Here is a 12,338-nt window from a genome sequence, read left to right on the forward strand (position 1 = left end):
ATAAAAGTATCAATTAGCTAGTGCACTAGCTTTAAAGCAGAAATGAGGAAATAATAATGGCTATAAAAAAAGTAATTGAAAACCCTGCAAAGGTACTATCAACACCGTGTGCTGAAGTGACAGAAATAAATGATGAAATAATTACGTTACTTGATGATTTATATGACACAATGGTGGAATATGATGGCGTTGGAATTGCGGCACCACAAATAGACGTAGGGTTACGGGTAGCAATTGTTGAACTAGGTGAAGAACGTGATATTTTAGAAATGATTAATCCAACTGTCGTTGAAACGGACGGAGCAGAAGTAGATATTGAAGGATGCCTGAGCTTTCCAGGTTTATATGGAGAAGTAGAACGTCCTAGTTATGTCAAAATTGAAGCATGTGATCGTGAAGGACGTGTTTATGAATTAGAGGCAGGTGGCTTTGATGCACGTGCGATCTTACATGAAATTGATCATTTAGATGGTGTGCTTTTCGATTCAAAAATCAAGCGTATTGTCACAGCAGAAGAACTAGAAGAAATGTACGCCGAAGAGGAGGAATAAAATGACATCTATCGTTTTTATGGGGACACCTGACTTCTCCGCACCTATTTTGCGTATGCTACATGATGAAGGATATGCTATTAAAGCAGTTGTAACACAACCAGATCGTCCAGTTGGGCGTAAACGAGTACTAACACCGCCGCCAGTAAAGGCAACAGCGTTGGAACTTGGCTTGCCAATTATTCAACCCGAAAAATTGCGTGGCTCCGAGGAGTTACAGCAGATTCTTGCTTTACAGCCTGATCTAGTGATAACAGCAGCATTTGGACAGATACTACCCAAAGAATTATTAGATGCACCAGCTCTAGGCTGCATTAATGTCCATGCATCACTATTACCAAAATATCGTGGAGGTGCTCCAATTCACCAAGCCGTCATGGATGGTGAAAAAGAAACAGGAGTAACGATCATGTATATGGCAGAAAAGCTTGATGCGGGAGATATTATCTCTCAAAAAGCAATCCCTATTGAAGAAGATGATCATACTGGTGGACTTTTTGATAAGCTAAGTATGGTTGGCTGTGAATTACTTAAGGAGACACTTCCTTCTATTATAAATGGTACAAATAATCGTACAGTTCAAGATGAAGCACAAGTTACCTTTGCAAGTAATATTTCAAGGGAACAAGAACGGATCGATTGGACAAATGATGCTATTACTTTATACAATCAAGTGCGCGGTCTTCATCCGTGGCCTGTTGCTTATACCACTTTTGAGGATGGTAATTTTAAAATTTGGTGGGCAACGATTGGCAAAAGTAAGCATGAGGCGAATCCAGGTACAGTTGTTGCCATTGATAAAGATCATTTTGAGGTAGCAGCTGGCAACGGGACAACTTTAGCATTATATGATGTGCAACCAGCTGGTAAAAAGCGCATGACCGCAGAGGAATATTTACGTGGGACAGGTTCTAAATTACAGATTGGGGACCAATTCAAATGAGTAAAAAAAGTGTAGTGATTTGGGATGGCAATGTACGAGATGCCGCATTGTCAATTCTATTAGCAGTTGATAAAAATCAGGCTTATAGCAACTTATTGCTAAATGAAACGATTAAACGGCATAAAATTGAAGCAAAAGATCGTGCTTTATTGACTGAAATAACGTATGGAACTTTACAGTATAAAATGACACTTGATTATTACTTAGAGCCATTTATTCGCGGTTCAATTGATCATTGGGTTCGCTGGTTATTAAGAATCTCGTTGTATCAAATCCATTATTTAACACGTATCCCTCCACACGCTGCAGTAAACGAAGCAGTAGAAATTGCCAAGCGTCGAGGGCATCGTGGAATCGCTTCTATGGTCAATGGCATATTAAGATCCGTGTTACGCAGTGGAGTCCCTTCAACAGATGACATAGCAGATCCAATTGAGCGTCTTTCTATAGAAACAAGTCATCCAATGTGGTTAGTTCAAAGATTTGTTGATAACTACGGTCTTGAAGTAGCGACTGAAATGTTGCATGAAAATAATAGACCGCCTGTGCAGACTGTGCGTGTAAATACAACAAAAGCAACTGTACAACAAGCAATTGCCGAGTTAGAGGCAGAAGGATTAACGGCTATTCAAAGCGATGTTATACCAGAGTGCTTATACATTACAAACGGTCAACCAGCTCGTACAAAAGCCTTCAAAGAAGGTTTGATTACTATTCAGGATGAAAGTTCAATGATACCTGCTAATGTGCTAAATCCATCACCAGGTATGCGTGTCTTGGATATGTGCGCGGCACCTGGTGGAAAAACAACACATATTGCCGAAATAATGAAAAATGAAGGGTCTATTTTAGCAACAGACCTTCATCCACATAAATTAGATTTAATCGACCATAATACAGAGCGTCTAGGGCTTGATATTGTTGAAACAGCCCCAATAGATGGACGGAAAGCACCAGAATTTTTACAATCAGCGTCTTTTGATGCTATCTTAGTCGATGCACCATGTAGTGGACTAGGCGTTATGCGACGTAAGCCAGATATTAAATATACAAAGCGAGAAGAGGATTTAGAAAGTCTTCAAAAAATCCAATTAGCTTTACTTGATGCAGCAACGAAAGTTTTGAAAACAGATGGTAAGCTTGTATACAGTACGTGTACAGTAGACATACAAGAAAACGAAGGCACTGTGAAAGCCTTTTTAACAGCACATCCAGAAATGGAAGCTATACAACTAGAATCTTTACCAACAAAATTAGCGGAAAAGCAAGCTAATGGCATGCTTCAAGTCTTTCCACAAGACTTTGGCAGTGACGGTTTCTTTGTCGCCGCCTTTCGTAAAAAAGGAGAATCCAACTAATGGTGGATCAAGAGAAATTTAATGAACGTATTAACGATTTAGTCGAAGAAGCAGAAGAAAAGCCCGTTCGACGTGTGAAAAAAGAAAAGCCAAATTTAAAAGAATCCATTTATTCGTTACAACCTCATCAATTAGAAGAATGGCTAAAGGAAAATGGCGAAAAGCCTTTCCGTGCTGCTCAAATTTTTGACTGGCTGTATAATAAACGTGTAAAGACATTTGAAGAAATGTCAAACCTTTCAAAGGGATTACGCGAAAAACTAACTGCAAATTTTGCATTATCCACACTATCAACCATTATTAAACAAGAATCTAAAGATGGTACCATTAAATTTTTATTCCAATTACAAGATGGCTATTCAATAGAAACTGTGTTAATGCGCCATGAATATGGAAATTCTGTCTGTGTAACAACACAAGTAGGCTGCCGAATTGGCTGTACGTTTTGTGCATCCACTTTAGGTGGTTTGAAGCGACATTTATTAGCAGGAGAAATTGTGGAGCAAGTTGTCAAAGTACAGCAAACATTAGATGAATTGGGCGAGCGAGTATCTCATATTGTCATTATGGGTATTGGTGAACCTTTCGATAACTATGATGCAATGATGAATTTCTTAAAAGTGATCAATCATGAAAAAGGTTTAAATATCGGAGCACGTCATATCACGGTTTCAACATCGGGTATTGTGCCTAAAATTTACCAATTTGCGGATGAACAATTACAAATTAACTTTGCTGTTTCTCTGCATGCGCCAAACCAAGAAGCACGTCAAAAGCTAATGCCAATTGCCCGTGCTTATAAATTGGAAGAATTAATGGATGCTGTGCGATACTATACAAAAAAAACAGGTCGACGAGTGAGTTTTGAGTATGGGCTGATGTCTGGTGAAAATGATTCAGTAGAAATAGCAGAGGAACTATCTGCTTTAATTAAAGGAATTAAATGTCATGTCAACTTAATTCCTGTAAACTATGTACCGGAACGTGATTATGTTCGTACATCTCGTAGTCAAATTTTTGCTTTTGAAAAAACATTAAAGAAAAATGGTATTAACGTAACGATCCGCCGAGAGCAAGGTTCAGATATCGCTGCTGCGTGTGGTCAATTACGTGCACAAGAGAGATCTGAAGAAACGAGGTGACCAGTATTGGAATACACAGTCGAAAGTGATATTGGTTTAAAACGATCCATTAATGAGGACCGTGCTGCATTCTTTAAACGTCCAGATGGGCTTGCACTAGCACTTGTAGCGGATGGCATGGGTGGTCATAATGCTGGTGATGTAGCAAGTGATATGGCAATTCAACAAATGGAATCCTTTTTTTTACAGGCAGACACACATCATTTTGTATCCACAACATCAAAAAAAGAATGGTTATTACAAACAGTTAAGCAATTGAATAAAACAATATATGACTATTCTTTATCACATGAAGACTGTAAAGGAATGGGCACGACATTTATTGCAGTGTTAATCGAAGAACAACATTGCTTCATTGCACATGTGGGTGACAGTCGTGTGTATTATTTCTTTGAAGATGGTGCACAACAAATAACAAGAGATCATTCATATGTGAACGTCTTGGTCGAAAATGGTGAGATAAGCGAAGAAGAGGCTTTGACACATCCAAAGAAAAATTTCATCTTAAAAGCGGTTGGGACAGAGGACACAATCGAACCAGACTTTTATGAAGTAGATTTAGCATCAGAATCGTATTTACTCATTTGTTCAGATGGCTTAAGCAATAAACTAACTGTTTATGAAATGGCATCGATAATTACGTATCCAGACTCCATTAAGGAAAAGGGACGTAAACTTGTAGAATTAGCAAATGCCAGCGGGGGAGAAGACAATATCTCCCTCGTGCTATTAACAAAAAGGGATGAGGAGGTGTAAGAATGCTTGTAGGTAAAAGAATTAGTGACCGTTATAAAATTTTAGAACTCATTGGTGGCGGAGGTATGTCCAATGTTTATTTAGCACACGATATGATCTTAAATCGTGATGTAGCCATTAAAATATTACGCTATGATTTTTCCAATGAGGATGAATTACATCGACGTTTTCAACGTGAGGCACTGTCTGCTACAAGTCTTACACATCCGAATATTGTTAGTGTTTATGATGTAGGTGACGATGGAGATCTACACTATATTGTGATGGAATATGTTCAAGGAAAAACATTAAAGCAGTACATACAAGAAATTGCACCAATTTCTCCTGCTAGAAGTGTGCATATTATGAAGCAATTAACGTCTGCCATTGCCAATGCCCATGAAAACCATATTATCCACCGTGATATTAAACCGCAAAATATTTTAATGGATGCGGAAGGTAATGTGAAAGTTACGGATTTTGGTATTGCCATGACGTTAAGTGCTACATCATTTACTCAAACAAATTCTGTGCTTGGTACAGTGCATTATTTATCACCAGAGCAAGCTCGTGGCGGTACAGCTACAAACAAATCAGATATTTACGCACTCGGTATTGTGTTATATGAATTATTAACAGGTGAACTTCCATTTTCTGGTGAATCAGCTGTTTCAATAGCACTTAAGCACTTACAAGCCGAAACACCTTCTGTCCGAGCTTTTGATGCAACGATTCCCCAAAGCTTGGAAAATGTAGTATTAAAGGCTACTGCCAAAGATGCATCCCATCGTTATACGACAGTGGAAGAAATGTATGAAGATTTGGAAACCGTACTATCACCATCTAGAATCAATGATCCCAAATTTGTCATACCTGTGGATAATGATGTAACGAAGGCTATTCCTATCATTAAAGAGCAGATGCATAAAAAAGACGAAGATTTAACTAAAACAAGAGTTATTGAACCAATTATGGAAGCTAAAGCTCCATCTCAACCACAACCTAAAAAGCCTGTAGAAAAGCCAGTTCCTGTTAAGGCAAAGAAGAAAAATTGGCCCAAATATGTTGCAGGACTATTCATTGCAGCGATTGTCATTTTCTTATTCTTTATTTTTGCAAAAGATTTATTTAGCCCGAAAAAAGTGGCTATACCAGATGTAGCAAATTTAACAATAGAGGAAGCGACAAAAAAATTAGAAGCAGATGGATTTGTTGTTGGTGAAGAGCATCAGGAGCGAAATCATGAGGAAATAGAGAAGGGGAAGGTTATTGAAACGGACCCATCAAAAAATTCATTACGTGAAAAAGGCTCAGAGGTAGACTTAATCGTTAGTTTAGGTGTAGAGATGACGACAGTTGATAATTATGTAGGACAAAATTATAGTCAAGTTGAAGCTTTAATAAAAGGAAAGTATAAAGACGTAATAAAAGAGGATGTCCCTTCTAATGAGCCAGAAGGAAGAATCATTGAGCAAAGCATACCACCAAATTCTGAGGTAGTAGCGAAAGAAGAAACAATCACGTTTAAAGTTAGCCAAGGAGTTAGAATGGTAAGGGTTGAAAACGTTGTAAATTATACGAAAGCTGATATGGATGACTATGTGAAAAGAGCAGGTCTCAATTGGCGTATATCTCGTGAAGAACATCATGAAACCATCCCAGCTGGCAGTGTAATTTCGCAATTGACAAAAGCGGGTACTTTGGTAGAAGAAGGTTCTATGATATCGGTTGTAATTAGTAAAGGGCCAGCAAAACAGCCTGATAAACTACGTCTCATACCTGTAGTCATTGAGTATAAACCTACAGAAGAGGGAATAGCTCAAAATATTCGAATCGAAATTCAGGATAAAAATCATACATTGTCTGAACCTGTTGAAGTATTTGAAATTCTAAGTGATACGCCATACAATATTCAGCTTACAATTGAAGATGGCAAAGATGCAAGTTATAGAATAATTCGTGACTCAGAAATAATTTTAGAAGGCAAAGTTAATTATAATGATGTCGATTAAGGAGGAATTGGATGGCGCAAGGCCAAATAAGAAAAGCATTAAGTGGTTATTATTATGTATTTGATGGACATCAACTGATTCAATGTCGAGGACGCGGGGTATTTCGTAATCGTGGCGAATCCCCACTTGTTGGCGATATTGTAGAGTATACAATGGAAACTGAAGGCTCTGATGGGACTATACAAAAGATTTTAGAGCGTCAAAATGAATTAGTACGTCCGCCAATTGCGAATATTGATCAAGGCATTTTGGTGTTTTCTGTAAAAGAACCGAATTTCAATACCATTTTACTGGATCGTTTTTTAGTTGTGTTAGAATCCTTCCATGTACACCCGATTATTTGTTTAACAAAAATGGATTTGCTAGAAAATGATGAACGTGAGGAATTACAAAATTATATAGCAGATTATGAAAGCATGGGCTATACAGTTTTGCAAACATATAAAGATGAAGAAGAATTAGTTGAACGATTACGTCCTATTTTAAAGGGGAAAACCACTGTTTTAGCTGGCCAATCGGGCGTTGGGAAATCAACTTTACTTAATACGCTCATTCCTGAGTTGAACTTAAAAACGGGTATTATCTCCCAAAGCTTAGGACGGGGGAAACATACCACTCGTCATGTTGAACTGATAGAGGTCTGTGATGGTTTATTGGCAGATACGCCTGGGTTTAGTTCCTTTGATTTTGACGAAATTGAGAAAGAAGAATTGGGTGTATGTTTTCCTGAGATGGCTAGAGTGGCGGATGATTGTAAATTTAGAGGTTGCTTACACTTGAAAGAGCCAAAATGTGCAGTAAAGGCAGCGGTAGAAGCAGGGGAAATTCGAGACTACCGCTACAAGCATTATGAACAATTTATGCAAGAAATTATGGATCGAAAGCCGAGGTATTAATGATGATACAAATAGCACCATCAATTTTAGCAGCAAATTTTGCAAATTTAGGTGAAGAAGTAAAGGAAGTAGAGCAAGCAGGTGCACAACTTATTCATATTGATGTAATGGATGGTCACTTTGTACCGAATATCTCATTTGGTTCCATTGTATTGGATGCTATCCGTCCATTAACGAAGTTACCATTAGATGTGCATTTAATGATAGAAAATCCAGATCAGTATATCGAACAGTTCGCAAAAGCTGGAGCAGATTATATTACGGTACATGTAGAAGCATGCCGTCATTTACATCGAACAATTCAATTAATCCGTTCTTTTGGTGTAAAAGCGGGTGTTGTATTAAATCCACATACACCGATAGAATCAATTCAACACATTTTAGAAGATATTGATATGGTATTATTAATGACTGTTAATCCTGGATTCGGTGGACAAAAATTTATCCATTCTGTTGTACCTAAAATTGAAGCATTATCAACAATAATTAAGGAGCGGGGCTTAGATATTGCCATTGAAATTGATGGTGGTATTACTGCTGAAACAATTGTGCCATGTGCACAGGCTGGAGCGACAATTTTTGTAGCTGGGTCAGCCATCTATAGTAAAGAAGATCGAACAGCTGCTCTTCAAGAGATTTTATTAGCTGGCGAGGCAGCGATTAAAGGATGACGACAGTCGTTGTTTGTGCAGGTGGTCCAAAAAATGAGCTTTGTTCATTTTCATCGTTTCAGCAACAACAGGATGTTGTGTTTATCGGGGCTGATCGTGGCGCCTTATATTTAATTGAGCAGGGAATTACGCCCCATGCCATTGTAGGTGATTTTGATTCTTTAACAGATCAAGAATATCGACAAGTGATGGCACAAACCAATGATCAACAACGTTTCCAAGAAGAGAAAAATGAAACAGACACGGATTTAGCATTGCTGAAAGCCTATACGTTTGAACCACAAGAAATTATTTTGACAGGTGTGACGGGTGGGCGTTTAGATCATTACGAGGCAGCTGTCCGTTCTATTTATCGGTTACAAAAAGAGCATCCTCAAATTGAGTTAAAGATAATCAATCATACTAATATGTTGCAATTTTTACTACCAGGCACACATACAATTTATGCAGATGATCGATACCGTTACTTGTCTTTTTTTGCTCACGAGGAGCCTATTCAAGGTGTAACATTAAGACAAGTAAAATATGAAACAACGAATGAGGAAATTTCCTTAGGAACATCTCGATTTACAAGTAATGAAATAATAGGAACTTCAGGGTCTATATCTTTCTCGCAAGGCATATGTTTAATGATAAGAAGCATAGATTAGCGTAAGGGGGAGAGAGTCCTGAAAGTATATACGTTCCAATTGCCGAAATTCGTGAGTAGTATCACGCGTACGTGTATTAACCTATTTAAAAAAGATAAGAAAGTAAAAAAATCCGACTAGTGTTAGTCGGATTTTTTACTTTCTTATAGAATACTAATCAAGAAAAAAATCGATTGCGCTCAATGCGAAATCGATTTTTTAGAAGCAGCGATTAAACGCGCTCGATTTTACCTGATTTTAATGCACGAGCAGAAACCCATACACGTTTTGGTTTACCGTCAACTAAGATACGAACTTTTTGAAGGTTAGCACCCCAAGTACGTTTGTTAGCGTTCATAGCGTGGGAACGGTTGTTACCAGTACGAGCTTTACGTCCAGTGATTACACATTGTTTTGGCATGTTGTATTCCCTCCTTACTGTTGATGCTGAAAGATTATTATTTCAGTTCGGTATTTCACATACCATAATAATTTAACATACGATGGCGTTCAGTGCAACAGTTTTCACATAACCTTTCAAGAAAAAAACCTTTACAGACATAAAACGTTTATGAAAAGTAGAGAAGTTTAATGGAGAATAGTTCTCCTATCCTTTTCCTCGATAACCAAGTTTTAGCGATACACGTCTACCAGTATCAACTAATCGCTCAATTAATGTATTAATATGATCTTGAGAGACATTAAAGTTTACAAAACCAATACTAACTGCTCCTATCACTTCACCAAAACCATCTAAAATAGAGACAGCAATGGAAGAAGTACCTGCAGTTCGTTCTCCGTGACTTATTGCATAGCCTTGTTGCCGAATTTGGTGAAGCTGCTCCTCTAATTCGGCCATTTCATCTTTAGTTACTAGTTGCTCTAGAATTTCTTTGGATTGTATCGCGGACATTGAGGCAAGTATGGCCTTATTGGCCGCTCCGATATGCATAGGTATGCGGATACCCAATTGATCATAAATACGAATCGGATTTGCTGCACTGTCTATCCGTTCTATAATAATCGTATCTAATCCAGCTGGTTTACTTAAATAAACGCTTTCTTCAACCTCCCTGGCTAATCGTTCTAACTCAGGTCTAATTTTGCTAATATAATCCATCGTATCATACACTTGTAAGCCAAGTTCCATCCATATGGTTCCAAGCCGATAATATTTTGTCTGTTCATCTTGTTCAATCATCCCTTGTTTAATCATGGCTTTTAAAATTCTATGTAAAGTACTTAGCGGTAAATCGCATTTTGTAGAAAGCTCTGAAATGGACAAGCTACTGTCGTTTGCATCAGCAGCTAAAACCTTGGCAATTGTCATTGCCCGCTCTAATAATTGCATTTGTCCCACCTCCCTTCATCCTATTTTATTTTTATTCTCCACCTACGTCTAGTTCCAATATTCCCGTACAAATCAGAAGTCTAAACAAATGCTTTATTTAATACACGAAAGCTACAAAAAGATCCTTTAAGGCTTATTGAATAAATGTTAATACAGCTTTTTTTCCAAGGGTGAAGGCAATCCAGATTGAAAGAAAAATAAAAGTTTTCTAAATATATTGACAGTATAGCATAAAACGAATATATTCTTCATATAAACTTTCCTCTTAACGGAAACGTTTTCCACTACACGGAAATGAGGTGAAAGGAATGCATTATTGTTCATCAATGTATGCGCCTTTGAAACACGTTATTGTAAAAGATCCGAAAGATGCTTTCCAAAGCCAAGCACATCTTAGTGAGGAATGGAAAACATTTAACTACTTATCTGAGCCTAATTATGAAGAAGCTCTAAGGGAATACGCTGAATTTATTGGGATTCTTGAAAAATATGTGGAGACTATTGAATATCTGCCTGTAGCAGATGAAGTAGGATTAGATTCTGTCTATGCACATGATCCAGTTAAATTCACACCAAATGGTGCCATTATACTGAAATCAGGCAAAAAATTAAGACAACCAGAGGCAGCAGTATACAAGGACTTTTTACAGCAAAAAGGTATTCCAGTAATTGGTGAACTTACTGGAGAGGCAGTTTCAGACGGTGGAGATATTGTTTGGCTAGATAATCGAACGCTCGTTGTGGGTAGAGGTTATCGAACAAACGATGAAGCCATTCGTCAGTTAAAGGAAATGACAGCCGATATGGTAGATGAATTTATAGTTGTACAACTACCACATGATCTTGGTGAAGCTGAATGTTTACATTTAATGTCTTTCATAAGTATGGTAGATCGAGATTTAGCTGTTGTGCATTCGCGTTTAATGCCAGTATTTTTCAGACAACTGCTAATTGAGCGTGGCATCCAGCTAGTAGAAGTACCTAAAGATGAATATGATTCGTTAGGCTGTAATGTGTTAGCGCTTGCACCAAGGGTATGTGTGATTCCTCAAGGCAACAAAAAAACAAAGCAACAGCTACTTGATGCTGGAGCAACTGTGTACGAATATAAAGGCGATGAAATTACTGTTAAAGGAACAGGTGGGCCGACGTGCCTAACTTGCCCAGTAGTAAGAGGATAAAGGAGAAGATGAAAATGTTTAAAAATGTTATTGTTAAAAATCCAGGAAATAGTTTTGTAAACGGTTTAACAACTAGTGATTTAGGAAAGCCCATTTTAGATAAATTATTTGAACAACATGAACACTATGTAGAGGCTTTAAAAAAATGCGGTGTAGAAGTAACACAATTACCAGCAAATGAAGCATTCCCTGATTCAACATTTGTAGAGGATACAGCTGTATTAACGCCTGAATTTGCTATTATATCGAATCCTGGAGCAGCAGCTCGTAACCGCGAAATTGAAGAAATCGAACCAGCCGTAAAGCAATTCTATGAAAAAATTTACTATATTAAAGGTTCTGGAACACTTGATGGTGGAGATGTATTACAAGCAGAGAAAAAGTTTTACGTAGGGATCTCAGAGCGCACAAATGAAGAAGGCGCTCAGCAATTTAAAGAGATTGTTGAACAAGAAGGTTATGAAACAACTATTATTCCATTAAAAGAATTCTTCCACTTAAAAACTGGAATTGCCTATGTTGGGGAAAATCGTATGGTGCTAGCTGGTGAATTTGTCGATCATCCTGCATTTGAATCTTACGAAAAAATCGTGATTCCTACAGAGGATGAATATTCAGCTAATTGTATTCAAGTAAATGATTATATTATTATTCCAGCTGGCTATCCAGAAACAAATCGTAAATTACTGGACCTTGGCTATCAAACAATTGAACTTGATATGTCTGAATTTAGAAAACATGATGGTGGTTTAAGCTGTTTATCATTACGTTTTTAAGTAAATCTACCAATACCCAATCAATTTAAAAGAGAAAATTGATTGGGTACTTTCATTCTTAAAAAATCAGAATATTTAATATTTTTACATTAT

The 12,338-nt window shown here is 37.5% G+C and carries 14 protein-coding genes; 12 read left to right on the forward strand and 2 right to left on the reverse strand.

Annotated elements, in window-relative coordinates:
* The first annotated feature begins 56 nt into the window (after positions 1–56).
* The 10 genes from def to NP781_RS02100 are packed head-to-tail and all read left to right on the forward strand — an operon-like array spanning position 57 to position 9,078.
* Entirely contained in the window at positions 57–551 is a 495-nt protein-coding gene (def, locus tag NP781_RS02055) for a peptide deformylase (protein ID WP_004227388.1), read from the forward strand.
* 1 nt (position 552) lies between these two features.
* The gene (gene fmt, locus NP781_RS02060; protein WP_066037831.1) at positions 553–1,494 is read left to right on the forward strand and encodes a methionyl-tRNA formyltransferase; all 942 of its coding nucleotides are present in this window, start codon (positions 553–555) and stop codon (positions 1,492–1,494) included.
* Entirely contained in the window at positions 1,491–2,852 is a 1,362-nt protein-coding gene (rsmB, locus tag NP781_RS02065; RefSeq protein ID WP_257521285.1) for a 16S rRNA (cytosine(967)-C(5))-methyltransferase RsmB, read from the forward strand. Before fmt ends, rsmB begins: the two co-directional genes overlap by 4 nt.
* Entirely contained in the window at positions 2,852–3,994 is a 1,143-nt protein-coding gene (rlmN, locus tag NP781_RS02070) for a dual-specificity RNA methyltransferase RlmN (protein WP_202342358.1), read from the forward strand. Before rsmB ends, rlmN begins: the two co-directional genes overlap by 1 nt.
* 6 nt (positions 3,995–4,000) lie before the next feature.
* Positions 4,001–4,750, forward strand: a complete 750-nt coding sequence (locus NP781_RS02075; protein WP_131521593.1) for a Stp1/IreP family PP2C-type Ser/Thr phosphatase — start codon at positions 4,001–4,003, stop codon at positions 4,748–4,750.
* A gap of 2 nt (positions 4,751–4,752) precedes the next feature.
* Positions 4,753–6,741: a Stk1 family PASTA domain-containing Ser/Thr kinase gene (pknB, locus tag NP781_RS02080; protein ID WP_257521286.1), complete on the forward strand. Its 1,989-nt coding sequence runs from the start codon at positions 4,753–4,755 to the stop codon at positions 6,739–6,741.
* A gap of 11 nt (positions 6,742–6,752) precedes the next feature.
* Positions 6,753–7,637, forward strand: coding sequence for a ribosome small subunit-dependent GTPase A (gene rsgA / locus NP781_RS02085; RefSeq protein WP_202342356.1), 885 nt, complete (start codon positions 6,753–6,755; stop codon positions 7,635–7,637).
* A 2-nt stretch (positions 7,638–7,639) separates the two neighbouring features.
* Positions 7,640–8,308: a ribulose-phosphate 3-epimerase gene (rpe, locus tag NP781_RS02090; protein ID WP_257522489.1), complete on the forward strand. Its 669-nt coding sequence runs from the start codon at positions 7,640–7,642 to the stop codon at positions 8,306–8,308.
* The gene (locus NP781_RS02095; protein WP_221679794.1) at positions 8,305–8,958 is read left to right on the forward strand and encodes a thiamine diphosphokinase; all 654 of its coding nucleotides are present in this window, start codon (positions 8,305–8,307) and stop codon (positions 8,956–8,958) included. The genes rpe and NP781_RS02095 overlap by 4 nt, the downstream gene beginning before the upstream one ends.
* Positions 8,959–9,009: 51 nt before the next feature.
* The gene (locus NP781_RS02100) at positions 9,010–9,078 is read left to right on the forward strand and encodes a hypothetical protein (protein WP_230874924.1); all 69 of its coding nucleotides are present in this window, start codon (positions 9,010–9,012) and stop codon (positions 9,076–9,078) included.
* A 91-nt stretch (positions 9,079–9,169) separates the two neighbouring features.
* On the opposite strand, the gene rpmB is transcribed toward NP781_RS02100, so the two are convergent.
* Both rpmB and NP781_RS02110 read right to left on the reverse strand, forming a co-directional pair.
* The gene (gene rpmB / locus NP781_RS02105; RefSeq protein ID WP_004227417.1) at positions 9,170–9,358 is read right to left on the reverse strand and encodes a 50S ribosomal protein L28; all 189 of its coding nucleotides are present in this window, start codon (positions 9,356–9,358) and stop codon (positions 9,170–9,172) included.
* Positions 9,359–9,544: 186 nt separating this feature from the next.
* Entirely contained in the window at positions 9,545–10,288 is a 744-nt protein-coding gene (locus NP781_RS02110) for an IclR family transcriptional regulator (protein WP_221679796.1), read from the reverse strand.
* Positions 10,289–10,596: 308 nt separating this feature from the next.
* Here NP781_RS02110 and NP781_RS02115 point away from each other — a divergent pair, with 308 nt between their 5' ends.
* Complete coding sequence (locus tag NP781_RS02115; protein WP_257521287.1) at positions 10,597–11,469, forward strand: dimethylarginine dimethylaminohydrolase family protein; 873 nt, start codon at positions 10,597–10,599, stop codon at positions 11,467–11,469.
* 14 nt (positions 11,470–11,483) lie between these two features.
* Positions 11,484–12,245, forward strand: coding sequence for a dimethylarginine dimethylaminohydrolase family protein (locus tag NP781_RS02120; protein ID WP_257521288.1), 762 nt, complete (start codon positions 11,484–11,486; stop codon positions 12,243–12,245).
* Positions 12,246–12,338 lie beyond the last annotated feature (93 nt).

Source organism: Lysinibacillus sp. FN11, from assembly GCF_024628845.1.
Classification (GTDB): domain Bacteria; phylum Bacillota; class Bacilli; order Bacillales_A; family Planococcaceae; genus Lysinibacillus; species Lysinibacillus capsici.

Excerpts from the sequence above, each read along its gene's own strand:
- NP781_RS02115 (WP_257521287.1), top strand. The coding sequence starts at position 10,597 with ATGCATTATTGTTCATCAATGTATGCGCCTTTGAAACACGTTATTGTA.
- NP781_RS02095 (WP_221679794.1), top strand. The coding sequence starts at position 8,305 with ATGACGACAGTCGTTGTTTGTGCAGGTGGTCCAAAAAATGAGCTTTGT.
- rlmN (WP_202342358.1), top strand. The coding sequence starts at position 2,852 with ATGGTGGATCAAGAGAAATTTAATGAACGTATTAACGATTTAGTCGAA.
- rsmB (WP_257521285.1), top strand. The coding sequence starts at position 1,491 with ATGAGTAAAAAAAGTGTAGTGATTTGGGATGGCAATGTACGAGATGCC.
- NP781_RS02120 (WP_257521288.1), top strand. The coding sequence starts at position 11,484 with ATGTTTAAAAATGTTATTGTTAAAAATCCAGGAAATAGTTTTGTAAAC.
- rsgA (WP_202342356.1), top strand. The coding sequence starts at position 6,753 with ATGGCGCAAGGCCAAATAAGAAAAGCATTAAGTGGTTATTATTATGTA.
- def (WP_004227388.1), top strand. The coding sequence starts at position 57 with ATGGCTATAAAAAAAGTAATTGAAAACCCTGCAAAGGTACTATCAACA.
- rpe (WP_257522489.1), top strand. The coding sequence starts at position 7,640 with ATGATACAAATAGCACCATCAATTTTAGCAGCAAATTTTGCAAATTTA.
- rpmB (WP_004227417.1), bottom strand. The coding sequence starts at position 9,358 with ATGCCAAAACAATGTGTAATCACTGGACGTAAAGCTCGTACTGGTAAC.
- NP781_RS02110 (WP_221679796.1), bottom strand. The coding sequence starts at position 10,288 with ATGCAATTATTAGAGCGGGCAATGACAATTGCCAAGGTTTTAGCTGCT.
- fmt (WP_066037831.1), top strand. The coding sequence starts at position 553 with ATGACATCTATCGTTTTTATGGGGACACCTGACTTCTCCGCACCTATT.
- pknB (WP_257521286.1), top strand. The coding sequence starts at position 4,753 with ATGCTTGTAGGTAAAAGAATTAGTGACCGTTATAAAATTTTAGAACTC.